Below are 25,379 nucleotides of genomic sequence, written 5' to 3'. Positions count from 1 at the left end.
GACATCGACCGGGGTCCGCCGCACCAGCGCACCGTCTAGCCCGCGCCTACCGGGCGCGCCTCGGACACCGCGAATACTCTGGTGCGGGTAGTTTGCCATGCTCACTACCGTAACCGCCGTATAACTCGCCAGGTGCGCGCGGCCCTGCGGCAGCCCCGCCGACGATGGCCGTGTGGAGAACGACGGTCATCATCAGCACGGAGACGTTGCCAGCGGCGATGACCGAGACCACCACGGCGAGCGAGCACAGGACCGGTGTCGGCGAAAGCGTAGGTTGCAGTGTCGACACGATGATGCAGGACTCCTGTGAATTGACTGGTAGCTGGAGTGCTGCTGCTCTCGTGTGGCCCGACAGCTCGTGGTGAACACCAACCAGGCCGACGCGGCGTCGGCCTCCTGCAACAAGACTCCACGGAAACCAATTGCAATGCCAGTTCCCCTCATAAGCGGCCCCTGCTCACCAGGCATGAGCACGCGATCGCGACTCACAACCCTTCCATCCCCAACCTCTATTCCGACACTCCCCTGGGTGAAGGTGTCCGCGGGCAGGCCACTGAGTCGCTCGAACAGCCAGCAGCGGACTCGTATGGCGGTGCCGCTGACCCCGATTGTGGGTGTGCCGTGGGCGCGGCAGATGCGTTGCCAGTCGTGATCGGGCAGCAGGCCGGTGTAGTCAAGGCCGCGGCGGCGCTGGTAGTCGACCGCGGTGTCGACCGCGGCGAGGTAGTCGAAGGCGATGGTCAGGGCCGCGCGGATGGCTTCCCAGTGACCGCTGTCGGCGAGAAGGCGCAGGATCCGGGTGATCTGGTAATTGTCGGCGACGCCGCCGAGAAGTTCGGCGGCGTCCGGCGTGGGCAGGGAGATGGCGGTGGCCAGGAGTGCGACCGCGACAACGGGCCGCAGTTGCCGTTGTTGAGGGCCGGGAACGGTCAGCCGCAGCGACCAAGCCTAATCTACCTAGTCAACGCTGTTGCGGTAGGTGCGCCGTTGTGCCTTCTGGTGACGAGCCTGGACTTCGGCGGACTGCCGGTCCCGGACTGACTAGCGGCCCCAGTGCCCTCCCGCCCTAGCACGAGATCAAACGCGCCCGGCAACCGCAACATTGCTTCCCGCTCGCCCGTTCCTTTCATCCTCGACGAGCACGGAGTCCCCGAACCGTACAAACCGTCAGGTGGGCCAGCCGGTGCCGCCGAAGGTGCCTTACGCGATGACGTCGTTCCCGGTCAGATCGGTATCGTGAGTAGCGGATGTGCATTATCTGGACTCCAGCGCCGACGGCCGACTCAATCCTCGGCAGGCGGTGTTGTCTCCACCATCCACAGTCAAGACTGAACCGGGTAGAGAGCGCCAGGCGCGCTTCTCATGAGGTCGGGCGCCTGTTCTCCGCACAGACGCCCGAAACCCCGGCTTCGGGATGGCTCAAAGTGGCCCCAACCCGTGAGGATCGACGCCGCAGGCCAGTGAATGCTGAGCTGGTAGGCCGCGTGGTGGTTCTGGAATCGGACCCGAGTGGGGCGCTGTTAACTGACGATGGCGGATAGTTTGGCCAGTGAGGCATCGAGTTGCTTGCCGAATGCGCGTCCGATGAGCTTGCCCATCGGGCCGAACAGCATCGAGCTGTTGAACGAGATGTGCAAGGTGACGGTGCAGCCGTCGATTCCGCGGGGCTCGACAGTGAAGTGGAGTTTCACGCTCGACCCCGTGCTGCCCGAACCGGACAGCGATATCAGTCGTGGGGGTTGGTAGTCGTCGGTCACGAAATCGATGGTGTCGACGATGCCCTTGATCGTGACGACTTCGGTCATGCGCACGCCGGCTGCCAGTGTGGTCGGCGGTCCGTCCGCCCAACGGGTGTGCAGGGTGTTCCAATCCTGGAATCGACTGGGGTCTGAGATCGTCGCCCACACTTTGTCCTGGGACGTGTCGATGTCTCGTGAGGTGGTGATCTCGGGCATAGTAATCTTCCTGAGCGAATGCTGTTACAGGTCGGATATGCGTCTGGGGCGCTGGGCATTTGCATTGCGGCGGCGTTTCCGGACGCGGCCTCGGGCCGGTTGGGTCAGAGGATTGCGGTGATGTGATCGCGCTGGCCGAGTAGTGCCTTACCGTAGGTTTCCATCGAGACCTGGGGCAGCATCACCGCGTGCCGCGCACCGACGTTGGAGTCACGCCAAATGCGTTGCATCGGATTGACTTCCGCGAAACTTCCCGCGCCGGCGGCATTGAGTAGCGTGTTGATCGCCTCGTTGATGCTGCGCAGGGCAACGGCGGAATCGGCGCGCATCCTGGCGCGGGCTTCGAAGTCTGGTAGCACCCCCTCCTCGGCGTACCGGCGAACGTCGTCAGCGGCGCGGTAGGCGTGCAGGTGTGCGGTGTCGATCTTCGCCGCGGCCTCGGCGACCAACAGTTGGAACGCGACGGACTCGGCTTGCCGCTCGATGTTGGTGTAGGCGAGAGCTTTACCCGCGGCCTTGTTGATCGTCAGATTCAATGCGGCCCGCCCCAGGCCGAGTTGAGGGCCGACCAGCACCAGTACCAGCATGGGCCCGAACGCGGACCGGTAGAACGCGGAATCTGGGTGTTCAGCCATGTAGGTGCCCGAAGTCACCGGCAGCATCGATATCAGCCGGTGATCGGGCACGAAAACGTCCTCGGCGACAATGGTGTTGCTGCCTGATGCCCGCATTCCCGCGACATACCAGGTGTCTTTGATCTGGACGTCCGCGCTCGGCATGAGTGCCATAGCCTGGTCTTCTTCTTCGCCGTCCTCATCCAGCACCCACACGCCACCGCTGGTCCAATGAGCGTGCAAGCTCGCCGAGGCGTAGGGCCATTCGCCGGTGATTCGATAGCCGCCGGTTACTTTTTTGGCGGTGCCACCGGGCGAGACGACGCCGCCGAGTATGACGTCCGGGCCGTTGGCGTAGATTTCATCGGCGGCCTTGCGAGGATATAGACCCATGGCCCACGCGTTGACATTGGACAGCGTCGTCACCCAGGAGGTTCCGCCGTCGGCCTCCGCGATGATCGCGGACAGATCGAGCATCGTCCGCAGACCGGCTTCTAGGCCACCGTGCCTGCGCGGTGCCGCGATGCGAAACGCTCCCGCTTGGGTGAGTGCTTCGATGACCTCGGCAGCGACTCGGCGCTCGCGATCGTTGTCTGCTGAGTGCTGTCGGATCAGCGGAAGCAAGTCCCGCACTCGGTCGAGTACGGCTTCGGCGGTGTCGGTGGGCGGTGTCTGTAGCGATGTCATGGCGTGTCTCCAGAACTCGATGAGGTAGGGATAGGGATAGAGGGGACTTAAGCGCTCAGTCGGTGGAACCGGGAGCCGTGGAAGATCAGCGGTGCGGATGCCATGTGAGTACTGAGCTTTTCGATGTGTAGGAGCACGATCGTGTGATCGCCTGCCGGGAGTTCGTCGTACACTGAGCACACAAACCAGGCGGTCGCTTCCGGTAGGAGCACCGCGCCCCGTGGCATTCGGGTTATCTCGATACCCGCCAAGCGCTGCGAGGGTGGAGCGCTGAACTGTCGGCACAGTTCTTCGTGGGTGTCCCCGAGAAGGCTGACACCGAGATTTTCGACGGTGCGCAGGCTGGCCCACGTGCGCGAACCGTGTTGGATGCAGATCGAGACCAGCGGCGGGTCCAGCGATACCGAGGTGAACGAGCTCACCAGCAACCCCGTCGCCTGTGGTTCGACGTCGGCGCAGACCGCCGCGACGCCACTGGGAAAACGGCCGAAGGCTTGTTTGAGCTGCGTGGGATCCTCGGCGGTAGACCATTGCACCACCGGGGCGCCCGCCGGCTTTCCAACCGCGGTCACCGCGTCACCGTCAGGGCGATCGCGGCGACAGCCGAGCCCGCACAATCCAGCAGCTACTGCCTTAACGATCGAGGCCCCCTCCCGCGAGTGCGCCACAACCGCCTGCAACGACAACTGTGCCCGTCCCGTCGCTACCGCGGTACCCAGCGCCTGCCACAGCCCGGCGATCGAACTCGCTGCACCAGCCCCCTCGAGCGCGCTGATCAATGTGAACTGGCGGGGGGTGTAGCCGAGGTGTTCGGCATTGGCCAGCATCGCCGGATGCCTGAAGACCTTCAAGCCGCCCGTTCCGCCCATCACCGCGGCTTGTGCGCTGGAGGCCGCCATCTCGCTGTGCACCATCGCAGTTCCTTCCTTCGATCCGGGCGACGACGCCACCGTCAACGCCAACTCCTCGCGAACCGAGGTTCTCTGAACCCGGTCGGCGTCGCGTGTGGCCCACACCATAACCACATGACTGACTGGCAGTCAATGACTTGCAATCAGTAGGTATAGTCGGAGTCCGTAACCCACAATCAGTGGAGCGATACAGCGTGTGGGAGGAGAGGATGCCAATGGCCGCGTCGGCACCGGGCCGAACCACAACCCGAGCAGCGCAGGCCGCCGAGACCAGGCAACGTCTCGTCGACGCCGCAATCCAACTGTTCTCCGACCGCAGCTACGAAGCTGTCGCAGTCGCCGATATCGCCAAGGCAGCGGGCGTTGCGCACGGCTTGCTATTCCACTACTTCGGCAATAAGCGCGGTATCTATTCGGAAGCCGTTCGCTATGCGGCAGAGCAGATGAACGAAGCCTTTGCGTTTCAGCCGGGCTTGCCTCCTCTCGATCAAATCCGAGGAGCCTTGGCATCTCACTTGCGTTACCTCGCCGAGCACCGCGGCTTAGCCCTGCGTCTTGTCTTGAGCGGCCGCGGGGCGGATCCGCAGGCGTGGGCGATATTCGAAGCCGGCCGCTGGAGTGCGCTGGGCAACATCGGTGAGTTGGTCGGAGTTGATATGCAGCACCCCGCGCTGCGTATGGCCGGGCGTGCGGTCGTCAGCGCGATCGACGAGGCCACCGTGTTCTGGCTCGAGAACGGCGAACCGTTCGAAGTGCCCTCCCTGGTCAACTGGATGATAGAGATGGCGGCGTCGGCGTTTCGCTCGGCAGCCGAACTCGATCCGGACTGCGGCATGGAAGCCGCGTGGGAAACAGTGTTCGGCCGCCAGAGTTGAACCCCTCCGGTCAATCGGTATCAGGAAGGATGCGCGCTATTCCACCCTGCCAGTCCGTCCCGGCTAAGGGTTCAGTTCAGAATGAGTTGCGGAGGCATATGACGGCGCAGGCGAGGCTGCGTAGGGCTTGGTGAATGTCGGCGCGGCGTTCGTAGCGGATGCGTAGGCGTTGAAGGCGTGCAGCCATGCGAAGCTGCGTTCCACCGGCCAGCGGACGGTACCCAATCGAGAGCCGTGGGCGTCGCCGCGCCGGGCGATGACCGGGGTGATTCCGCCAACCGCCGCCAGCACGTCGCGCCCCAGGCCCCGAACAGCGGGGTCGGCCACTGGTTCCAGCCGATACCGGAACAGGCCACGAACAAGACCCCCTCCAACATCGCACGGTCAGCGACTCGCCGCCGCCCCGGATGCCGAAACAGCCGCTTCCGCACCGGGATCAACGGATCCGCCCTTGCCGACAACGCATCGGTCACCCCCTCATCAACCGCAGCGAGAGCCTCAAAGACACTGCGCGGCAAGCCAACAGACACACCGGATCATTCTGCACCGAGTTCCAATGAGCGGCACCGCCCAGCGCTCGAGGATGCGCTCGCACCCGCTGATTCCGATCGGGTGACGAGGTCGTCGCCCCCCGTTGCGCCCGTATCCTCGGGAGCGCTGCTCAATGCGCGGAGCGTCGGCGGTGTTCGGCCAGGCTGTCGAGCCCGAAATCCGAACCCGGGTTGCGCCAGACCGAATGTGCGTGGTTGGCGTAGCGTTGGGTGTTGTCGTACTCGATGAGCAGGTCGGGTCCCTGGATCCGGTAATAGTGCGGTTCGCCCACCTGGAGGCTGCCCGCCCATCCGAAGTAGACCTCATCGAGTACGTCGTCGGCCTCGTAGTACGCAGCGTGAGCATCGGCGAGCGCGCTCGGCGCACGACCGGTGTACAGGCTGATCAGCTGCCGTAATCCGTGCCGGTGCTGCGGGTCGAGGTCGCGCGCGGCCAAACCTTTGGGTGGCATGGAGATCGCCATGGCCGCATGGTCGGCTTCGGTGTATCGGCTACCGCTTTCGGCGCGTAGGTCGATGTCGTCGACCAGCTTTCGCAGCGCCGGATCGGTGAACGTGCCGCGCCAGAGATCCTGCATGTGCATCATCGCGTCCCCGTGGGCGATGGTCGGCCGGTTGCCGGAGACGATGTCGGATATGGCATTGGTGTGCAGCAACGCCGCGTGGAACCTGTCGGAGTCCAGCGATCGCGCCAGGTGCCGCGCCGCCTCCTCCGGCCCGCCCAGCGGTCGTAGCGTTCCACCGAGCAAGGCGGCACTGGCTGGATCGGCGCCGATGAAGCACGGCGTCGTCGAGACGATGCGCCCGCCGATGATGAGGTTGTTCAGCGAGATGTGGTGGCCGCCGAAGCGCCATGCCCAGACCGAGTCGGCCGGTCGGCCGAACAACCTGAGCCAGTACAGGCCCGGGTCCCGGCCCCGTTGCCGTCCCCAGCGGACGTGCCATCCTTCGACCTGATCGAGGACGTTCTCCAGGCCCATCACAGTTGCGACAGTCGCGTATCCGGCCTCGGACAGTCCCGAGGCGACCAGTCGCATCGCCAAGCCCTGCTGGCGTGCGGTCTGGTCGCGCAGGGCAAGTCCGCCGTGGTCGGTCGGGGTGTAGAACCAGCGGAGCCGCTCGGCCTCCGCGTCCGGAGTCAGGGGGGAGTCGAATTGCGCCTGTGTTCGTTGGTCGGGGGCGAGTGATTCCAGCCATGCTGCCGCGCAGGCGGCCATGTCGGTGGCGACCAGTTCGCGGACCGGAGCAAGCGCGGTCTCATCCGGCGACATCGAGCATGACCTTGATCGCGTTGTCTCGCCGTTCGACGTAGGTGTCGAATGCTTCGGCGATGTCTTCCAGCGGGAAGTGATGGGTCACCAGGGCGCCGGTGCGCAGTCGTCCCCGCGATGCCAGCGACAAGGCCCTCGCCACCGAGCCTGCGCCTTCGCCGCGGACGGTGTTGATCGAGATCCCGTTCATGACAGCGTGATTGAGGTCAGCCGTCACCGGTTGTCCGAAGAACCCCGCCAAAACGATTCTGCCGCCGCGCTTGACCATGTGGATCGCGTCGTCGACCGCGGCGGGAGCCCCGGAGCACTCCACCACGATGTCGGGGCCGACTCCGCCGGTGATCTCCCGAACCGAGGCGACAGCGTCCTGCTCGCGGGAGTTCAGCAGGTAGTCGGCGTCGAATTGCTTCCCGATCTCCAGCCGGTTGTTGCGTGTGCCGATGAGCATCACCGGGTCGGCTCCGAGTTCGCGGGCGACCTGGACGGCCATCAAGCCGATGGGCCCGGGACCGATCACTGCGACGCCGGCGCCCACCAGCAGCGAGTCGAGCACGTCGAAAGCGTGCATCACGGTGCCGACGGTGGTCAGCACGACGGCCGAGTCGAAGTCGATGTCATCGGGAAGCCGGTACAGCGTCGAGACGTGGTTGACGACATACTCGGCGAAGCCCCCGTTGACCGTCATCCCCTGTACCCGATGGCCTTTGGCCTGGTCGCCGTAGTTCAAACAGTCGGTGTAGGAGCCGGACAGGCAGTTGACGCATCGCATGCAGCCCCGATGCGCCTCGGTGACGACGCGATCGCCGACGGAGAACTCGTCGACGGCGCTGCCGACCGCGATCACGACGCCCGCGTACTCGTGGCCGGGAATGAAGGTGTCCGGCGCCGGACCGGCCCCGTGGAAGAAACGACGGCTGCGGATCTTGACGTCGGTGCCGCACAGTGACGCCCGGTGTACCCGCACGAGAACGTCGTCCGGGCCCGGACGGGGCACCGGCATGGTTTTGGTCTTGATAATCCCCGGCTCGCCGATTACCGCCGCGAGCATAGTTTCCGGAAAGGACATCACATTGCCTCTCATTGTCCTTTTATGATCCACCAGGAGGCTAGGCGAGATATTTCTTTCCTGTCCAACGGCCCGCGGGCGGTCATGGCCGGGTAGCCCTCGCTAACGCTACGCTGTACTGCACGTATAAGTGCAGCCTATAGCGTGTCGCGAATATTCGTATTGGGCACACTCTTCGGTGCGGTGTTACGGTTCGAAACATCTGGAAATGCCGGAATTATTGGCGTTCGGTCGAGGAGTGGACTTTGGATCTCGAGATTGCCGGTCGAACCGCACTGGTCCTTGGCGCGGGCGGTGGCCTCGGTGGCGCCATCGCGGAAAAATTGGCGGCCGAGGGCGCCCGAGTGGCCGTTGCCGATATCCATCGCGGAGCCGCCGAATCACGCAGCGACACGATCGTCGCGACCGGCGGCCGGGCCGTGCCGGTGACATGGGATATCGCCGACCTCGATGCTATCGAAGGCAATGTCGCTCTGATCGAGCAAAGCCTCGGTCCGGTCGATATTCTGGTCAACAATACCGGCGGGCCGCCGCCCTCGCCGATTCTGGGGCGGCCTTCTGCGGTGTGGCTGGATCATTTCCGTTCCATGGTGCTGTCCGTGATCGCCATCAGCGACGCGATCGTCCCGGGTATGCGGACGCGCGGATGGGGCCGCGTCATCACCAGCACCAGCTCGGGGGTCCTCGCTCCGATCCCCAACCTGGGCCTGTCGAACAGTCTTCGTGCCGCATTGCTCGGCTGGTCCAAGACGCTGGCGCGGGAAGTCGGCTCGGACGGCGTCACGTGCAACATCGTCGTGCCGGGCCGGATCGGCACCCGTCGCGTCGAGCGTCTCGACCAGATCAAAGCCGAAGCCGAGGGCCGAACCGTCGAACAGGTCATGGCCGACAGCGTGGCCACCATCCCCGTCGGCCGCTACGGCGACCCGAGCGAATACGCGGCGACGGTGGCGTTCCTGGCGAGCGTTCCGGCGTCGTACATCACCGGCACGGTGGTCCGCGTCGACGGTGGGCTCATTTCCAGCCTCTAACACCCCCAGCGACAAAGGATCTCAACTATGGCCGTGCTCACCCGTGAGACGAAGGGCGTCTTCGCCATCGCCCCAACACCCTTCGACGAGGAAGGAGCGGTGGACTTCGACTCTCTGCACCGTCTGGTCGCTTTCTACGAATCGGTCGGCGTCACCGGGATCACTGTGCTCGGTCAGATGGGGGAGGCGCCCAAACTCTCGCACCACGAGGCGACAGGAATCGTGCGTGAGGTGCTGCGGAGGACTCGGCTTCCCGTCGTCGTGGGCGTCTCCGCTCCCGGCTACACGGCGATGCGGGCACTCACCGGTGAGGTCATGTCGGCGGGAGCGGCAGGCGTCATGGTCGCACCACCCAATACGTTGCGTACCGACGACCAGATCGTGGGCTACTACCAGGGTGTCGCGGCCGCGCTCGGCGACTCGGTTCCCCTTGTCGTGCAGGACTACCCTCTGTCGTTCTCGGTCGTCATGAGCGCTTCGGTCATCGCGCGCATCGCCCGCGCCGTACCCCATTGCGTCATGCTCAAGCACGAGGATTGGCCAGGGCTGGAGAAGATCAGCGCGCTGCGGCACCTCGAAGCCGAGGGCGACATGCCGCGGTTGTCGATCCTGTGCGGCAACGGTGGGCTCTTTCTCGATTTCGAGACCGCGCGGGGAGCCGACGGCGCCATGACCGGATACTGCTTCCCCGAAATGTTGGTCGATGTGGTCGGTCATGCCGCAGCGGGCCGCTCGGAGGAATGCCATGACATCTTCGATGCGCATCTACCTCTGTTGCGATACGAACAACAGCCGGGAGTGGGCCTGGCCGTCCGCAAGTACGTCATGCAGCGGCGCGGCCTGCTGGCCTCCGACACCCAGCGCACGCCCCGAAGCGTGCTGTCGAGCCGAGCACGGTCGGAAGTCGACTATCTGCTCGCCCGGCTCGCTCGCCGAGACGGCCGAGCGAATTGGGCGGAGTGACTCGCCCCTGGTGTGTCTGTGGCCGGCGGGGACGGCGGTAACTTCATCCGATGCGGCTGCGCCAGCTGGAGTACTTTCTCGCCGTCTGGGAAAGCGGGTCGTTCAGCGCCGCCGCGGCACGGCTGTATGTCTCGCAGCCGTCGCTGTCGCAGCAGATGCGTTCGCTGGAGAAGGAACTCGGCGCGCAACTGCTCGAACGCGGCCGCCACGGCCTCGCCCTCACGCCCGCGGGAAGGGTGTTGCTGCCCCACGCCGAGCGTGTGTTGCAGGCTGTCGGAGAAGCCGCGGACGCGGTGCACCAAGTGGTCGAGGGTCGAAGCGGCGACGTGCACGTGCTGACCGTCCGGTCGATCGCCTCCGGCATCCTGCCCCCGAGCGCCGTCCGGTGGCACTCCCTGTTCCCGACCGCTGTCCTTCGAGTGCACGACTTCTCGCACCGTCGTGCTCTCGAGGAGGCGGTTCGCAGCGGACAGGGCGACATCGCGGTCGGACCGCGGCCCGAACTGTGGGAGGGGCCGGTGGTCTCACTCGGCTACGAGGAGATGGTGCTGGTCGGCCCTGCGGGGCAAGCCACGAGTCCCATGGTGGAACCCGACGAACTGGCCGCAGCCGACTGGATCCTCTACGAGCCCGAGCAAGGCATGAGCGAAATAGTGGACCGGACGGCCACCGCCCTCGGATTCACTCCGCGCGCCGTCGCACGGACCGGGCAGGTGGCCGCCGCGCTGCTGTTCGCCATGGAAGGTTTGGGAGTAGCGCTGGTGCCCAACAACGCCGTACCCGGCGGCTGGATCCGGCACGCCAGAAGGATCGGCCCCGGGGTCTACCGCGAGATCGTCGCCTACAGCCGCAGCACGCCGACGCAACTGGCGCAGCGGTACCGAGACTTGCTCACCTCCCTCGAACTGCCTCTCACCATGGCGACGGCGCTTCCGGCAGGGGCGTTGCGCTGCTAGTGCCTCGTCCAGGTGGGTTGCCTCGGTAACCGGGTGTCGGGTTGATCGTGGACTCGTGGTCGGTGATGCTGCCGGTGGAGGTGGTGCTGGTGGCCCGGAAGCCGGAAGTGTTCGTGCGAGCGGTGACCCCGGAGGAGGGGCGCCGGTTGCAGAAGATCACCAAGACGAGCAGACAGCCGATCAGGACGCGGCGAGTGATCGTGGTGATGGCCTCGGCCCAGCGGCAGCCGGTTCCCGCGATCGCGAGGTTGATGCAGGTCAGCGAAGCGTATGTGCGGCAGGTGATCCACGATTTCAACGAACGGGGGTTCGAGGCACTGGACCCAAAATGGAGCGCGGGCAGGCCGCGGAAGGTCGATCGAGCGACGCGTGAACGCATCGCCTGCATCGCCCGGTGCTGCCCGCGAGATCTGGGTTGGCCGTTCTCGACGTGGAGCTTGTCGAAACTGCGAGAAGTGTTGCTCAGCAACCGGATCGCCGATATCAGCCGTGAGACGCTACGCAAGATCCTCAAAGACGAGGGTGTGTCGTGGCAGTCCACGAAGACATGGAAGGCAGGCACCGATCCCGAGTTCACCGCGAAGATGAACCGCGTCCTGGATCTCTACGACCATCCGCCTGCCGATGGTCGGGTGATCTGTGTGGATCAGTTCGGTCCGCTGAACCTACAACCCCGTGCTGGTCGTGGTTGGGTCCCTCAGCGAAACCCGAAACGGTTGCGGGCGACCTACCGTCCGCGATCGTAAGCGGTGGCAGGAGTTCCTGTCGTTGTTGAAGTCGCTGCGAGCGCGTTGGCCGGGCGAAAGGCTCTACCTCATCGTCGACAACTTCAGCCCGCACAAGCGAGCCGAAATCCGTGCCTGGGCTGCGGTCAGCGATGTGGAACTGGTGTATCTGCCGACCTATTCGTCCTGGTTGAACTGGATCGAGTCCGAATTCGCGGCCTTGCGCTACTTCGCGTTGAACGGCACCGATCCGCAGCCACGATGAACAAGACGCCGCGATCGGCGCCTATGTCCGGTGGTACAACCAGCACGCTCAACCCAAACGCGAGTTCGCCGTCAACTCCAAAATCCGGCGGCCAGATTACCTACCGAAGGTTGCTTGACGAGGCACTAGTAATCCACGGCATGGGTTATGTGGGGCGTCGGTGCCGGTGGTTCGCGGCCGAGTCGGCCGATCCGCGGCTAGGATTCGAGCGCTAGGAGGTTGGGTGGCCGATCGGGTGCCGTGGGTGCGTAGCTTGACACCGTCTGATGACGAGGCGTTGGGCCGTTCCGCGCTTCCTCCGCAACGGCTGTCGATGGTTGCGGAGCGGATCGGCCGTGGCCCTGCGGGGTGGGCGATCGAACTCGGCGAGGGAATGGCGCGGCAGATCGTCAGCGAGATTCCGCCGCTGGACATCGATGTTGTCGCTCGAGAGGTTCGCCGCGGTTGTGAGGCCGTCGCTCTCGCGGTAGTCGCCGCGCTGGCGGAGGAGAACGAGTCCGGCATCGACGTGCCGTCGGACGTGCTCGCCGGGCCTGCGGAATTGGTCAGCCGGGGGGTCCGTATCGAACACATGCTGCGGAGTGTTCAAGTGGCGCACTCCTACGGCACCGCCGCGGTCTTGCAGGCGGTCGAGCGGTTGGTGCCCGCCGATCTGCAGTTCGCGGAAATGCGACGGATGTCAACTCTGAGCTTCGCGCTGGTCGATGAGGTGGCCGCTGTGATGGCCCGCGAGTTCGACAAGGTGCAGGCGGCGTGGACGGCCAGTGCTGCCGCGGTGCGTACCGAACTCGTGCAGGACATCCTGCGCGGCACCCCAGTTCCCCTGGCCGCCGCCGCTCGGACACTGGACTACGACCTGACGCGGCAGCACACCGCGCTGGTCGTCTGGGCGGACGATGCCGCGGTGTTGACAAGGGGCGAGCTCGAACGAACCGCAGCCGCGCTGTTGAGTTCTGTCGGTCACACGTCTTCTCTGATTCTTCCGGTGGGCGCTCGACGAGTATGGGCTTGGGGTTCTCACGTCCGATCCGGCCCGCAAACTCCCTTTCCGGAAATCCCGGGCGGGGCTGCTGCGCGCGTGGCGGTCGGTTTGCCCGCGGCGGGGGTCGCCGGATTCACAGAGAGCCACGAGCAGGCGGTCGAGGCGGCCCGGTTCGGGATGCTGTCTCGATCCGGCCGCCGGTTGTTCGCCTACGCCGACGTCGACCTGCTCGCGATGCTCAGCACGCGTGTGGACATCGCGCGCGAATTCGTACTGCGCGAACTCGGGGATTTGGCGGGCTCGAACGAGGCGACGGCGACCGTGCGGCAGACGCTGAAGTGCTACCTGGACGTGGAGCGAAGCTTGAGTACCGCGGCCGAGCGGTTGCACGTGGCTCGCAACACCGTCGCCTACCGGGTTCAGCGAGCCGAGCAACTTCGCGGTCGGCCGATCGACGTCCGCCGGATGCAGCTGCAGGCCGCCCTGAGCCTTGCCGAAGAACTCGGAGACGTCGTCCTCGGCGGCGCTGCCGACGAATGATCTTGCATCGAAGTCCAACCCAGCGGCTCGGATTTGGCGCGCAGTCCAAGCGGTGACCCGGTCGGCGCGGCTTGACTTGTCGGTGTGAGCATCAATCTCTTGCGCTATTCCACCGAATCGGGCGCCACGGGCTGGGGCGTGGTTCGCGGCGAGCGAGTGCTGCCGTTGCCCGGCGAGTACCCGACGCCGACCCAGGTGCTGCAGGAAGGCACCGAGGTAGCCCGAGGTCTGCTGACGGAATCCGGCGATTCCGGCATCGAGCTGGCAAGCGTCACCCCGCTCAACCCACTGCCCGGTGCGAAGGTCAACTGCCAGGGCACGAACTACCGCGCGCACATGGCCGAGACCGGAGTGGACCCCGCACAGCCGTTCAACCTGTTCTTCACGAAGTCCACAGGTTCGCTCACCGGGGCGCGTGACGACATCGTCACTCCACCACACGTACGGCTCCTGGACTACGAGATCGAACTGGGCATCGTCATCGGCAAGGCGATCACCGGGCCCGTGACCGTCACCGCCGAGAACCTCGAGGACTACGTCGGAGCTTTCGTCGTCGCCAACGATGTCAGCGCCCGGGACGTCCAGCTGTCTCAGGGGCAGTACTACAAAGGCAAGAGCTACCGCACCTTCTGCCCGGTCGGACCATACCTTTGCGTGCCAGAACCCGACGAGGTCCGCCGGTGGACGGATCTTCGGCTCAGCCTCGCGGTCAACGGTGAGACCCGGCAGACGGCGCTGGCCGGAGACATGATCTTCACACCGGCGCAGACCCTCACGGAGTTCTCGCAACTGGAGGACTTCGCGGTGGGTGACCTGTTGCTGACCGGCACTCCCGGCGGGGTGGCCATCCACCCGCCCAAGCGCAGCGTGCAATGTCTTGCCGGCCTCCTGCCCGAAGCCACGAAGTGGGCTCTGTTCAACCGGACGCAGTCCCGCAACCCTGCCTACCTCGCGCCGGGCGACATCGTCACCGCGTCCATCCGAACCGACGACGGCGTGCTCGACCTCGGCACCCAGTGCAACACCGTGCGTTGACCGAGAGAACCGGAGAGCAGAGAATGCCTCGAACCACCCCACCGACCTACCTGGCGCATTGGGTCGTGAAGACCGCGCGGGCTCGCGAGATGATCGAGTGGTACGGCCACGTGTTCGGCGCTCGTGTGGTGCACGAGGACAAGCAGATAGCCTTCCTGACCTGGGACGAGGAAAGCCACCGGCTGGCACTGATCAAGCTGCCCCGGCCGATGCGGTTCGCCTTTCCGCTGGCCAGATTGCGGCGCAAGGTTTACGGCCTGGACCATCTCGCTTTCACCTTCGACTCCTTGGCCGGCCTGCTCACCACATGGGAACAGCTGAAGGAGATCGGCATCAAACCGGTTTGGGCGATCAACCACGGCCCGACGACGTCGCTGTACTACGAGGACCCGGACGGCATCCGGCTGGAGTTCCAGGTGGAGAACTTCCCGACTGCGCGGGACACCGCCGACTTCTTCGGCTCGGAGCAGTTCGCCGACAATCCGATCGGCGTGAACGTCGACCCCGGTTACCTGCTCGAACAGCTGCGCGCCGGCGTGCGGGTATCCGCATTGCTGCATCCCGGCGCAGGCACCCGCCCCGGCACGCGGCAGAAGGCCCACCGCGAGACCATCACCTTCAGGACGCTGTGATGCCCGAGGTGACCATCGTGGGCGCAGGCGCGACCGGTTGCACCCTGGCGCTGCTGCTGTCGCGTTACGGCATCGGTTGCACCGTCCTCGAACGCCGGACCGACCCGTTCGATCATCCGGCCGCGCATGTCGTCAACGCCCGGTCCCAGGAGATCTGGCACCGCGCTTCCCCGCCGCTGGCCAGGCGCGTCAGCGCGCTCGCGCCACCGGTCGAGGAGGTCAGTGTGGTCCGCTGGTGCACGGATCTGCACCACGCCCCGCTCGGAGACATCGACCTGCTGGCCGACACCGAACAGGTGGAAACCGTGCAGAGCCACAGCCGGTTCCTCATTTCGCACATCGGCCAGCACCGGCTCATGCCGGTCCTCTGGGACGCCCTGGAGATCGACCCGCACATCGACTTCCGTCGAGGCGTCGGAATCCGCGACGTGACGATCACGCCATCCCGGGCCACGGTGCACACCGACTCACTCGGCGGTAAAGCCGAGATATCCTCGCGGTTCGTGGTCGGTGCCGACGGCGCCAACAGCGCGGTGCGCGACGCGGTGGGCATCGCGATGCGCGGACCGGAGCTGGCCAACATGGGCAGCGTCTTCTTCAACGCCGAATTGTTCACCGACGGCATCCGTCCGCTGCTGAGCTGGATCTACTCTCCCGCGTTCTGCGGCGTGCTGATTGCGCACGCCGACGACGATTACGTGCTGATGACCCCGTACCTGAGCCGCCATCAGGAGATCGCCCGTGACGGACGTATGTTCTGGGCCCGGACGCTACCACGGGTAATCGGGCAACATGTGCCCTTCCGAATCCACTCCACCGGCACCTGGACGATGACCAGCCAGACCGCCGAGTCCTTCACCAAGGGCAACGTGATCCTCGTCGGCGACGCCGCCCACCGGTTCCCGCACACCGGCGGGTTCGGTCTCAACAGCGGTGTGCAGGATGCGCACAACCTCGCCTGGAAACTCGCCGCCGTGCTCGAAGGCCGCGCGCCGACAGCACTGCTGGACAGCTACGAACCGGAACGGCGACCCGTCGTGGAGCGCTTCGCCGCACAAAGCGTAGCCAACCATTTCCGGCTCGACGACGTCATGGACGGCCTGGGTGTGAGCAACCGCGCCGTGGCGCGCCTCACCCGAGCTTTCGCGCATCCGGTCGTCGACCGCAGCCCGGCGGTCATCGTGCGCAGCATCGCCGACCGCCTGACGAGCGTGGCGATGCGTCGTACCGCGAAATTGTTGGGAGACAGCGCGTCAGCGCGCTACCTGCGCGCGACGGTCGCACGCCGTCTGCCCGACCAGTTGGAGCATTTCGCCTCCACCGGCCTGGAATTCGGCTACGCGTATTCCGGGCCACTCATCCGTACCGAGCCGACGCCGCAGCCGATGGACGGCAGCGGCGTGGTGCACTATCGGCCGACGACGTGGCCCGGCGCTCGCGTGCCGCACATATGGCTGGCCGGTGACGGCGATCCCGTGTCCACCCACGATGCACTCGACTTGCGCGATTACACCCTGTTCACGCTTGACCCGCAGGCGTGGCGCGCCGCCGTCGCCGACACCGCTCCCGTCACGGTGGTCGGCCTGGATACCGCGATCGCGCCGGAGCGGCAGATCGTGCTCGACCTGTTCGAGGTCGGCGAGCACGGTGCCGTGCTCGTCCGGCCGGACGGGCACGTGGTCTGGCGCACCACGGAATGTGCCATCTCCGCCGCGCCGGAGCTGCAGCGTTTGCTCACCGGTTTCGAAATATCCCTGGCCACAGAGGGGGTCGCTTCATGAGTACACCCGTCACCGCCGCCCGAGACTCCCACGTCGGTGTGCTGTCCGCGATCGAGAACAGGGTGCTCTGGCTGTCGACGGCGATCGTCGACCATGCCAACCGCGTCCGGTCGAATCCCTCCGGGCTCAAGGTCGGAGGCCACCAGGCTTCCTCGGCGTCGATGGTGTCGATCATGACCTGTCTGTGGTTCCAGCACCTGCGGCCCGAGGACCGAGTCTCGGTGAAGCCGCACGCTTCGCCGGTCCTGCACGCGATCAACTACCTGCTCGGCTCACTGGAGGCCGGCTACCTGACCCGCCTGCGAGATTTCGGAGGCCTCCAAAGCTATCCGAGCCGACTCAAGGACCCGGACCCGGTCGACTATTCCACCGGCTCGGTCGGCATCGGCGCCACGGCGCCGATCTGGGGGGCGTTGTCGCGCCGCTACGTCGACAGCTTCGTCGGCGGAGCGGGTATGGGGCGTCAATACTCCCTGGTCGGGGATGCCGAACTGGACGAAGGGGCGGTGTGGGAGGCCGTCCTCGATCCGGCTGTCGCCGAACTCGGCGAAGTGGTGTGGGTCGTCGATCTCAACCGGCAGTCACTGGACCGAGTGGTCCCGAACATCGCCGCGGGCAAGCTGCAAGGAATGTTCGCCGCGGCCGGGTGGCAGGTCATCGATGTCAAGTACGGCCAGCTGCTTCAGGACCTGTTCACCCGACCCGGCGGAGCCGCGCTGCGCACACGGATCGACGACATGCCCAACCCGGAATACCAACGGCTGCTGCGCTGCAGCCCGACGCAGATACGCAACCGACTGCCCGGCACAGGACCCGATGCTGCCGAGATCCGGTCGCTCATCGAGCAGGTGTCGAAGACACGCAACTCCGGGCTGCGGTCGAGGGAGCTTTTCACCGCGCTGTCGGTAAACACCGCGTCGCAGTACGGGACCGCAACCGCCATCGCGTCGATGTCGTGGATGTCGTTGACAGTCCACCGATGTTGCGGATTGCTGTGATAGCGGGCCTTGAGCGAGACCGCCACGCGGATCGAGGGCATGCCCTTGGTGAACCGGCGGATACGCTCCTGGTCGCCGACGACCTGCCCGATGCTGGTGCCGCGCGCCATCACGGCGGCCGTTATTGCCTCCGTCCACTCGATGGTTAGTTCGCGGACGGCGACCGCGTCCCGCAGGCGCCCTTTTCGCCACTTCGGCTCGGCGTCGAACCGCTCGACCTGCTCGCGCTCCTGCTCCACGCGCCGCTCGCTGACCCCTCGCCAACCCTGGTGCGTATAGCCGAGTTGCTGCAATGCCGGCAAATCCTCATCTGCTGGCCCAGCGAGCAGCCGTTGCTCCAGCTTGCGAATGGACTCGTCGATCTGGTCCTGGAATTCGCTAGCGTCCGCCTCCGAACCATCCGAGTTTCGGACGACCCACGAGCCGAACTTGCCAAAGGCGAACAACATGCTGGTGCCCAGCAGTGGGATCTGCTCGCCGCCGGGACCGGCAGGCGCAGACAACGTGTCAAGCATCGCCTCGATCTCCAACCTGGCGACAATGTCGCGCCCAGGCAGATACCGGAAGTCGGACAGTTCCTCCATCACTGCCGCGACCTTGCTCCGCTGCTTCGGATCCGTGATACCCGCGACCTCGAAACAATGAATCATCGACAGCGGGAACAGTGCGCGGCCGTCGGCGCGACTCCGTCGACAGGCATCCAGCAGCACGTCGTAGCCCGCCGGTGCGGTCCCTTGCACCGCCCGCGCGAGATTGATGAAGTGGTTCTGGTCAAGATAAACCAGCGCGGGCGGCCGGCTTGGCCGAACAATCCGAGGTGGCCAAACCACCTCGAACTGGCGTTGACCTGGCGCTTTCGACGCCGAACCACGAGTCATAGCCAAGTACTATTCACCGTTCGAGATCTTCCAGCAACCATGTTCGGCCACCTGTTGCCTGGCGATAGCGGACCGCGGCGGACTTCGGCCAGCGGCTTCGACGAGCGGGTACTTCTCCCACGAACTTTCGCACCGTCTGACGCGCCACCTTGCGTAGTTCAGAGAAGCAGCTGTGCTCATGCTGACAGCTCGTGCCGTATGCGCGGCCGCACTCTCCGAGGGCGACTTTGCGGCGTTCGAAGTGGCCGAGGAACTCGTCCCACTCGGCGTCGGTCGGGGCGCGGTATTCCTCGCTGGGGCACAGGGTGCGGCGCCGGGCGATGAAGGCGCGGTGGCCGTTGATCGCTTCCTGCGGGTAGACCGCCTTGTAGCCCATCGTCGTGGAGATGTCCTTGTGTCCGAGCAGTAGTTACGCGATGTGGGGTGGCATCCCGTTGAGGATGGCTTCGGTGGCGAAGATCCGGCGCAGGTCGTGAGGTTGGAAGTAGAGGGGCTGTCCGTCGGCGTCGGTCAGATCGGTGGCTTCGAAGATCTCCTTGATCGCCCTGCGGATCGTTGCGGAGGAGATCGCTCGGGCGTGATGGCCGTGCTCCCATTGGAACAGCAGCGGAGCCGGCGCTGCCCACGTTCGTTCGGAGCTGTCGTAGAACTGCACGAGCGGGACGGTCCCGTCCTGGTTACGGACTCGCGCGATGATGGCCGACAGGACATCGGCCAGCTCGGGGTTGATCACCAGCAGACGCTCCTGATCGGTCTTGGACGGAGCGATGTGCAGCAACGGGACCAGCTCCCCGGTCGTGGGCACCCGGTATTGGGTGATGCTGTGAAGGCTGGTTTCCAGCATCTCCTCGATCCTGGCACCGGTGTGACGCAGGAACTCCACCGCCGCCCACGCCCAGAAGAACAGTCATGCGCCGCTCGGATCGGGGACCCAGGATCTATGTGCGTGGCGCAGTGGATCAATCTCGAGATCAAACGCCGCGAGTTCTGGCGACCCCTCGCACCAAGCACGCTCAAGTTGGACGCGTGGACGACCACACCGAGCGGCGCCAAGCCGCCCTGGCCCTGAAGGGACTCCACGAATTGCCACCCTGGGCCGAAAACCCCGGACCCCTGCGCTGGTTCCGGCTCCGGCCGCGACGCACGTCCGGGAACGCTATCGCGCCGCGACCGTGCATTACCTGCCGCGGTGAGGCCCGCGACCAATTCCGGTCACCTGCAACAGGTCCGGCTCGGCAATCTGTCCACCGTGCTGCTCAGCTTGGTCGACCGACCCGGTTCCCGCGCGGATCTGGCCCAGCGCAGCGGGCTCACCAAGGCCACTGTCGCCAGTCTGATCGAGCCGTTGCTCGAACAGCGGATCCTCATCGAGGACGCGGCCACCACCGCAGGGCGCGGGAGGCCGTCGAAACCGCTGCGTTTCCACCCCGACGCACCGATAGCGCTCGGCGCGGAGATCAATGTCGGCTACCTGGCCGTTACCGCGACGAGCATCGACGGCACGATCCTGTCGGCTCGTCACCTCGACGTCGATAACCGCCACCGGCCCGCCGATGATCTCGTCGGCCACCTGATCGAGATCATCGAGCAGGACGATATCTCTCGCGGGCGCAAGGTTTTTGGCGCCGGGTTGGCAGTTCCCGGCATCGTCGTCGGCGACACCGTCGTGCGGGCGCCGAACGTGCCGGGGCTGACCGGTGCCTGATTGGCCCACCACCTGCGCACCGGGCTCGGGCTCGATCTCGTCGAAGTCGACAATGAAGCAAATCTCGCCGCCCTGGCGCATTTGTGGCCGCACAAACTGGCGGGAGACGACTTTCTCTACGTGTCGGGCGATGTCGGGATCGGCGGCGGGCTGGTGACTGGCGGCACTCTCTACCCTGGTGTCAGCGGCTTCGCCGGCGAGCTCGGTCACCTCACCATCGAGCGCGAAGGACGCCGTTGCCGCTGCGGCAGCCAGGGGTGTGTCGAACAGTACGCCGGGCTCGACGCAATCCTCGGCGGCGCCGGACTGGACGACATCCTGGCATTGTCGAATGCGTTGGCGGAGGCTGACATAGACGCTCGCGGCGCCGTCGCCCGGGCAGGTGCCGCCCTCGGTGTCGCGCTCGCGTCCGTGATCAATCTCTGCGATCTGGCCACCGTCGTTCTCGGCGGTTGCTACGCGGAGATCTTCGAGACGCTGGCTCCCGCCCTCGGTGCGGAACTCGAGCGCCGCACCCTCGCCGCCGATTCCCGCCCGACAACCGTCCTCGCCGCACCGGTGCGTTCCGACGCGGCCGTCCGAGGCGGTGCCGCTCTCGTAGCCCGTCGCGCATGCAACGAGCCGGAGCGACTGATACGGCTCAAGTCCACCGGATCACTTGCCGCGGCTCAGTACTCGATCAGCCGCGGCGTTCTCACCGGCGGGCTTGCCGCCCATTTCGTCCAAGTCGGTGCAGGACTAGCAGGATTTGTGACGGACGCTAAGGTTTTGGGCGTTCTTGGCTACATCGTTTCAAACTTGGGATTTGATGAGTGGTTGAGGTAGTGATCGCGCGCCCGCAAGCTTCCACCGAGCGGGAGGGCTTGCGACAACGACGTGATCGATCGCGGTGGGCAGCAGTGGCGGCAGTGTTGGGTGGTGTGCTGTTACTGGCATGGCAGGCCACGCGATACGGCAACTGGCTGGTGGACGACGCGGGAATCACCTTCGCGTATGCCCGCAGCGTCGCCAACGGTTTGGGCCCGGTGTTGCAGCCCGGTGCCGAACCGGTGGAGGGATTCTCCAATCCCACTTGGCTCCTGGCGCTGGTCCTGGGCGAATGGCTCGGTCTGTTCGACCGTGGCACCCTCTTCGGTGTACCGGACTTCGTCGTCTATCCAAAGGCGATCGCGCTGCTGTGCTGCGCCGGAATCCTCGTCGCCAGTTATGTCGCCGCACGCCGGGTGTCACGGTGGCCCGCGCTGGTCACGTTCGCGACAGGCGTTGTGCTCGCGGCGATTCCGTCGTTCGTGATCTGGTGTTTCTCCGGGCTGGAGAACTCCTTGTTCGCGCTGGCGGTGTGCGTGCTGGCCGTTCACCTGTTCCTGGCGGTGCTGGACCAACGGCTCTGGACACCGACGGTGGCGGTGACAGCCGGTGCGATAGCGGCGTTCGCGGCGTTGACGCGGCCCGACGGCCTGATCTACTTGGCCGCGTATCCGCTGGTTTCGCTGATACTGGCTCGACGTGACGTGTGGCTCACCGCATTTCGGCATGTGCTGTATTTGGGTATCGCCTTCGCGATTCCGTTCGGGGCGTACCTGGTATGGCGGATCACCGAATTCGGCAGACTCGTCGCGAACACCGCGGTGGCCAAGCATCAGGCGATGCCGACCGTGCACGACCTGACCAGGGCCGGTGAGTTGGTGCAGTATGTGGGAGCACCCGCGGTGATCGCGGCTGTCGGAGTGGTCGGGCTCGCCCTCGCCGGTCCGAGTAAATGGCGTGACGGTGTTGCCGCACTGTTGGTTCCGCTGGCGCTGGCGATGGTCGCCTATTGTGTGCTGCAACCGGATTGGATGGGGCAGTTCCGGTTTGCTACTCCGGTGTGGGCGCTGGCCGCGTTCGTCGTTGTGGTCTCCGCGGCGGAGTTGCTGGCAAGGCTGCGCACGCGCGGCCGGGCGCTGGTCGCACTGACACTGGTCGGCGCGCTGATCCCGTCCGGTGTCGCATTGGCCGACGCGGCCGAGTCCTATCGCGCCGATTCGGACGTGCCCCTGTGCTGGATCGCCACTCGATTCGGGCACTACGTCAACGGCTACGCCGACATCATCGGCCTCCAGCAGGGCAGTCTGCTGGCGCCCGACATGGGCGGAAGCTCGCTGACATCGCGACTACGCCTGATCGACATGGCCGGGCTCACCGAATCGCGGATCGCGGACATCTACGCGGGCAAGGAAACCATCACTCTCGAGGATTACGTATTCGAGGAACGCAAACCCACTTTCGTGCACACCCACGGAGCCTGGTGGCACAACGGACTCACCGTCGACCCCCGAATGACCCGCGATTACTACCAGATCCAAGGATTCCACGGAGCGTCCGGCTCGGACGAGGACTGGGTCCGCAAAGACGTCGTGCGCGACGAGCAGCAACTCCAGCAACTGCGCCAGTACTCCGGTGGGCTCCTGCCAAACCTGTTGCCCGACTATCAGAAGACGGGTGAATGCGGAGGGGTACTGCGTCCAGGCCAGACCATCGCCCGCTGACAGATCCGTTCATCATCCAGTTCGGTATCCCGGTAAGAACCGCGCGAAAACGACGCGCAGGAGAACGAACGGCAGCGCGAGGCCGCGAGGCCGAGGAGCACCGGGCGCGGGCCGGCTAGCACGACAGTTGTAGTTCGTTACCTGTAGATTGTCGGTGAGCTGAGTGATGTTGTAGCGCAGGATATTTCGGTGTGGCGGGCGAATCTGGATGGTGTCTTCGCTCGTGTTGCTGGGGCGTTCGGGCGGGCAGAGCCGCGGGGGGTGGGCGAGGGCGTATGTGACGGGGTTGCTGGCGCCGGTGGAGCGAAAGAACTCCTGGCAGCTGGCCGAGGCGGCTGGGGCGGTGAGTCCCGACGGATGTCAGCACCTGCTCAACCGGGCGCGTTGGAGTGCCGATGACGTGCGCGATCAGGTCCGCGCCTATGCGGTCGAGGCATTGGCTTCACCAGATGGTGTGCTGGTAGTCGATGAGACGGGGTTTGTGAAGAAGGGACTGCGCTCAGCCGGGGTGCAACGGCAGTACTCGGGCACTGCTGGCAGGATCAAGAACTGCCAACTGGGCGTTTTCCTCGCTTATGCCGGTCGTCATGGCCGAGCGTTGATCGATCGGGAGTTGTATCTGCCGGAATCATGGATCGCAGACCGTGATCGTTGCGCTGACGCCGGTGTACCCGAAAGTCGTTGGAGTCGAGGCGTTTTGACCAAGCCACGGTTGGCCGAGGCGATGATCGGCCGGGCGCTGGCCGCTGGCGTGACCGCCGGGTGGGTGACCGCCGATTCCGCCTATGGGCGTGACGGGAGATTCCGGGCGTTCCTGCAGGCGCACCGGATGCCTTACGTCGTGGAGGTCCCGGTCAGACACACCATCACCGACCTCGATGGCCGCCGCAGAGTCGATACCCTGATCAGCCGCGCCCCAGCCGAAGCATGGCACCGGGTCTCGGCCGGTCAGGGAGTCAGAGGCGAACGCGAATACGACTTCGCCTGGGTCACTCTGCCGGTCCTCGACGACATCCCGGCCGGATTCGTGCGCACTCTGCTGGCCCGGCGATCTCTCGACGATCCCACCGATATCGCCTACTACGTGTGCTTTCACCCCGACACCACCGATCGCGGCCAGATCGTTGCCATGGCCGGTGCGAGGTGGGCGATCGAGGAATGCTTCCAAGCCGCCAAAGGACAATGCGGCCTCGACCACTACCAAGTCCGCAAATACGACGCCTGGTACCGGCACATCACCCTGGCCACGCTCGCCCACGCCTTCCTCGCCGTCACCGCCGCCACCGACCCAAAAGCCCACGCGGGCTGGGCCGAATCACAGTCGCCGAAATCCGCCGTCTCCTGGCGATAGCGCTCCACCCCGCCCGCACCCTCACCCACGCCCTCGCCGCCTCCCGCTGACGCCGCCACCACCACCAACACCGCGCCCAACACATCCGCTACCAGCGGACCCGATTACCACAGTAAAGAACTACAACCGTCGCGTTAACCGCAGACCACCACCTCGCCGCGCCTCACCCAGAACCGGATCGCGCGTGGCAGCGAGATCGGGGAGATGAGAGCCAACCACCCCAACGATCGAAAGTGGTCGGGCAGACTCGATGCCATGGGCACCACAGTGCGGGGACCGAACCCATGGCCTGAATCGTGCGTGCGGCACGCACACGCGGACCGCGTTCGGTAGCGATCGCCTACCTGGGCGCCACCGCGCCCGAGTTGTTGCAGCTGCGTAGCAACGACATCCTCGTCGTGAACGCCGGACGGGACGCGTTACGCGCACACGCCACGTCTCCGGACGCGCTGCAACACTTCCTCGACCGAGGTGTACTGGTGTATTCGTCGTCGTCGCTGCACGCCAAGATGCTCGCGACAGCAACGTGGGCTGTGATCGGATCAGCCAACGCCTCTCACCACTCCACGACCGTGGCCGAAGCTGTCGTCATCAGCGATGACTCCGCCATCGTCGAACAGGTCCATGCCTTGGTCGCCCAGCTCGCCGAAACCGAAACCATCAAAATAGATCAGGTATTCATCGACCAAGCCCACACCCAATGGCGGCAAGGCAACCCGGTACCGCTGGTCGGAGTAGTCGGCATAGCGTCCAGCGGCGGATTCTTGCCCACACCGGTGGTCCGGATGTTCATCGAACACAGCCACGACTACGAAGCTTCCGACGCGGAAACCGCCCTGCAGAAGCGGGTAAGGCCCACGGTAAGCCGGACAGTGCCCGCTGCCACCTACGGGCTGCAGTGGTGGCGCGTGGACAGCGCCGGCAGCGTTGCAGCAGGTCATCCTCCAACTCGTCGAGACGGGGGATCATCTTGCTGGCTGATGTCGAGCTGGAGAAAGACGCGTTGCGGGAGATCGCTCGGGGAAACTTCTAGGCCCGGCGGCCAAGCGGCGGGCGGTGGGCATGCTTTTGCAGGTCAA

Annotated in this window: 21 protein-coding genes and 4 pseudogenes; 17 read left to right on the top strand and 8 right to left on the bottom strand. The window is 65.4% G+C overall.

Annotation, left to right across the window (positions count from 1 at the left end):
• Positions 1-621: 621 nt before the first annotated feature.
• Complete coding sequence (locus ABZ420_RS33665) at positions 622-1,041, top strand: hypothetical protein (protein ID WP_357131518.1); 420 nt, start codon at positions 622-624, stop codon at positions 1,039-1,041.
• A gap of 479 nt (positions 1,042-1,520) precedes the next feature.
• Here ABZ420_RS33665 and ABZ420_RS33660 read toward each other — a convergent pair whose 3' ends face one another.
• The 3 genes from ABZ420_RS33660 to ABZ420_RS33650 form a co-directional block, all read right to left on the bottom strand.
• On the bottom strand, positions 1,521-1,955 hold the full coding sequence (locus tag ABZ420_RS33660) for an SRPBCC family protein (protein ID WP_357131515.1): 435 nt from the start codon (positions 1,953-1,955) through the stop codon (positions 1,521-1,523).
• Positions 1,956-2,059: 104 nt separating this feature from the next.
• Positions 2,060-3,046: an oxidoreductase gene (locus tag ABZ420_RS33655; RefSeq protein WP_357131513.1), complete on the bottom strand. Its 987-nt coding sequence runs from the start codon at positions 3,044-3,046 to the stop codon at positions 2,060-2,062.
• Positions 3,047-3,303: 257 nt separating this feature from the next.
• A complete protein-coding gene (locus ABZ420_RS33650) occupies positions 3,304-4,170 on the bottom strand; it encodes a flavin reductase (RefSeq protein ID WP_357131510.1) in 867 nt (288 codons plus the stop codon).
• A gap of 212 nt (positions 4,171-4,382) precedes the next feature.
• Between ABZ420_RS33650 and ABZ420_RS33645 the strand changes: the two genes are divergently transcribed.
• Complete coding sequence (locus ABZ420_RS33645; protein ID WP_357131507.1) at positions 4,383-5,042, top strand: TetR family transcriptional regulator; 660 nt, start codon at positions 4,383-4,385, stop codon at positions 5,040-5,042.
• 76 nt (positions 5,043-5,118) lie between these two features.
• On the opposite strand, the pseudogene ABZ420_RS33640 reads toward ABZ420_RS33645, so the two are convergent.
• The 3 genes and pseudogenes from ABZ420_RS33640 to ABZ420_RS33630 all read right to left on the bottom strand — a co-directional run bounded on the left by ABZ420_RS33640 (position 5,119) and on the right by ABZ420_RS33630 (position 7,945).
• Positions 5,119-5,515, bottom strand: a pseudogene (locus ABZ420_RS33640) (transposase).
• A gap of 188 nt (positions 5,516-5,703) precedes the next feature.
• Positions 5,704-6,864 carry a DUF3500 domain-containing protein gene (locus ABZ420_RS33635; RefSeq protein ID WP_357131504.1) on the bottom strand — a complete coding sequence of 387 codons (1,161 nt, stop codon included), beginning with the start codon at positions 6,862-6,864 and terminating at the stop codon, positions 5,704-5,706.
• Positions 6,851-7,945, bottom strand: a complete 1,095-nt coding sequence (locus tag ABZ420_RS33630; RefSeq protein ID WP_357131501.1) for a zinc-binding dehydrogenase — start codon at positions 7,943-7,945, stop codon at positions 6,851-6,853. The genes ABZ420_RS33635 and ABZ420_RS33630 overlap by 14 nt, the downstream gene beginning before the upstream one ends.
• A gap of 230 nt (positions 7,946-8,175) precedes the next feature.
• Here ABZ420_RS33630 and ABZ420_RS33625 point away from each other — a divergent pair, with 230 nt between their 5' ends.
• From ABZ420_RS33625 to ABZ420_RS33580, 10 genes and pseudogenes are all read left to right on the top strand, one after another.
• A complete protein-coding gene (locus ABZ420_RS33625) occupies positions 8,176-8,961 on the top strand; it encodes an SDR family oxidoreductase (RefSeq protein ID WP_357131498.1) in 786 nt (261 codons plus the stop codon).
• A gap of 27 nt (positions 8,962-8,988) precedes the next feature.
• Positions 8,989-9,924 carry a dihydrodipicolinate synthase family protein gene (locus ABZ420_RS33620; protein WP_357131495.1) on the top strand — a complete coding sequence of 312 codons (936 nt, stop codon included), beginning with the start codon at positions 8,989-8,991 and terminating at the stop codon, positions 9,922-9,924.
• A gap of 50 nt (positions 9,925-9,974) precedes the next feature.
• Positions 9,975-10,880: a LysR family transcriptional regulator gene (locus ABZ420_RS33615; RefSeq protein ID WP_357131492.1), complete on the top strand. Its 906-nt coding sequence runs from the start codon at positions 9,975-9,977 to the stop codon at positions 10,878-10,880.
• A gap of 47 nt (positions 10,881-10,927) precedes the next feature.
• On the top strand, positions 10,928-11,626 hold the full coding sequence (locus ABZ420_RS33610) for an IS630 family transposase (RefSeq protein WP_357131558.1): 699 nt from the start codon (positions 10,928-10,930) through the stop codon (positions 11,624-11,626).
• A 25-nt stretch (positions 11,627-11,651) separates the two neighbouring features.
• Entirely contained in the window at positions 11,652-11,870 is a 219-nt protein-coding gene (locus ABZ420_RS33605; protein WP_357131489.1) for a transposase, read from the top strand.
• Positions 11,871-12,123: 253 nt separating this feature from the next.
• Positions 12,124-13,392, top strand: a complete 1,269-nt coding sequence (locus ABZ420_RS33600) for a helix-turn-helix domain-containing protein (protein ID WP_357131486.1) — start codon at positions 12,124-12,126, stop codon at positions 13,390-13,392.
• Positions 13,393-13,476: 84 nt separating this feature from the next.
• Positions 13,477-14,427: a fumarylacetoacetate hydrolase family protein gene (locus ABZ420_RS33595; RefSeq protein WP_357131484.1), complete on the top strand. Its 951-nt coding sequence runs from the start codon at positions 13,477-13,479 to the stop codon at positions 14,425-14,427.
• 23 nt (positions 14,428-14,450) lie between these two features.
• The gene (locus ABZ420_RS33590; RefSeq protein WP_357131481.1) at positions 14,451-15,059 is read left to right on the top strand and encodes a VOC family protein; all 609 of its coding nucleotides are present in this window, start codon (positions 14,451-14,453) and stop codon (positions 15,057-15,059) included.
• A complete protein-coding gene (locus ABZ420_RS33585; protein ID WP_357131478.1) occupies positions 15,059-16,840 on the top strand; it encodes an FAD-dependent monooxygenase in 1,782 nt (593 codons plus the stop codon). Before ABZ420_RS33590 ends, ABZ420_RS33585 begins: the two co-directional genes overlap by 1 nt.
• Positions 16,837-17,688 (top strand): annotated as a pseudogene (locus ABZ420_RS33580) (pyruvate dehydrogenase); the annotation flags it as partial. The gene ABZ420_RS33585 and the pseudogene ABZ420_RS33580, both read left to right, overlap by 4 nt.
• A 1,041-nt stretch (positions 17,689-18,729) precedes the next feature.
• Here ABZ420_RS33580 and ABZ420_RS33575 read toward each other — a convergent pair.
• Positions 18,730-19,092, bottom strand: a complete 363-nt coding sequence (locus tag ABZ420_RS33575) for a hypothetical protein (RefSeq protein ID WP_357131475.1) — start codon at positions 19,090-19,092, stop codon at positions 18,730-18,732.
• 33 nt (positions 19,093-19,125) lie between these two features.
• Positions 19,126-19,599: a tyrosine-type recombinase/integrase gene (locus ABZ420_RS33570; RefSeq protein ID WP_357131472.1), complete on the bottom strand. Its 474-nt coding sequence runs from the start codon at positions 19,597-19,599 to the stop codon at positions 19,126-19,128.
• Between the two features lie 306 nt (positions 19,600-19,905).
• On the opposite strand from ABZ420_RS33570, the gene ABZ420_RS33565 reads away from it, so the two are divergent.
• The 5 genes and pseudogenes from ABZ420_RS33565 to ABZ420_RS33545 form a co-directional block, all read left to right on the top strand.
• Positions 19,906-20,421: a hypothetical protein gene (locus ABZ420_RS33565; RefSeq protein ID WP_357131469.1), complete on the top strand. Its 516-nt coding sequence runs from the start codon at positions 19,906-19,908 to the stop codon at positions 20,419-20,421.
• Positions 20,422-21,246, top strand: a complete 825-nt coding sequence (locus ABZ420_RS33560) for an ROK family protein (RefSeq protein WP_357131466.1) — start codon at positions 20,422-20,424, stop codon at positions 21,244-21,246.
• 74 nt (positions 21,247-21,320) lie between these two features.
• Complete coding sequence (locus ABZ420_RS33555; protein ID WP_357131464.1) at positions 21,321-22,949, top strand: hypothetical protein; 1,629 nt, start codon at positions 21,321-21,323, stop codon at positions 22,947-22,949.
• A gap of 183 nt (positions 22,950-23,132) precedes the next feature.
• Positions 23,133-24,300: pseudogene (locus ABZ420_RS33550) on the top strand (IS701 family transposase).
• A gap of 296 nt (positions 24,301-24,596) precedes the next feature.
• A pseudogene (locus ABZ420_RS33545) lies at positions 24,597-25,379 on the top strand (hypothetical protein); the annotation flags it as partial.

This window comes from Nocardia sp. NPDC005745 (genome assembly GCF_040630775.1).
Classification (GTDB): Bacteria; Actinomycetota; Actinomycetes; order Mycobacteriales; family Mycobacteriaceae; genus Nocardia.
This window is presented reverse-complemented; position numbering and strand designations above follow the sequence as displayed.

Excerpts from the sequence above, each read along its gene's own strand:
- ABZ420_RS33635 (WP_357131504.1), bottom strand. The coding sequence starts at position 6,864 with ATGTCGCCGGATGAGACCGCGCTTGCTCCGGTCCGCGAACTGGTCGCC.
- ABZ420_RS33655 (WP_357131513.1), bottom strand. The coding sequence starts at position 3,046 with ATGCTCGATCTGTCCGCGATCATCGCGGAGGCCGACGGCGGAACCTCC.
- ABZ420_RS33645 (WP_357131507.1), top strand. The coding sequence starts at position 4,383 with ATGGCCGCGTCGGCACCGGGCCGAACCACAACCCGAGCAGCGCAGGCC.
- ABZ420_RS33660 (WP_357131515.1), bottom strand. The coding sequence starts at position 1,955 with ATGCCCGAGATCACCACCTCACGAGACATCGACACGTCCCAGGACAAA.
- ABZ420_RS33575 (WP_357131475.1), bottom strand. The coding sequence starts at position 19,092 with ATGGGCTACAAGGCGGTCTACCCGCAGGAAGCGATCAACGGCCACCGC.
- ABZ420_RS33650 (WP_357131510.1), bottom strand. The coding sequence starts at position 4,170 with ATGGTGCACAGCGAGATGGCGGCCTCCAGCGCACAAGCCGCGGTGATG.
- ABZ420_RS33630 (WP_357131501.1), bottom strand. The coding sequence starts at position 7,945 with ATGAGAGGCAATGTGATGTCCTTTCCGGAAACTATGCTCGCGGCGGTA.
- ABZ420_RS33615 (WP_357131492.1), top strand. The coding sequence starts at position 9,975 with ATGCGGCTGCGCCAGCTGGAGTACTTTCTCGCCGTCTGGGAAAGCGGG.
- ABZ420_RS33590 (WP_357131481.1), top strand. The coding sequence starts at position 14,451 with ATGCCTCGAACCACCCCACCGACCTACCTGGCGCATTGGGTCGTGAAG.
- ABZ420_RS33620 (WP_357131495.1), top strand. The coding sequence starts at position 8,989 with ATGGCCGTGCTCACCCGTGAGACGAAGGGCGTCTTCGCCATCGCCCCA.
- ABZ420_RS33585 (WP_357131478.1), top strand. The coding sequence starts at position 15,059 with ATGCCCGAGGTGACCATCGTGGGCGCAGGCGCGACCGGTTGCACCCTG.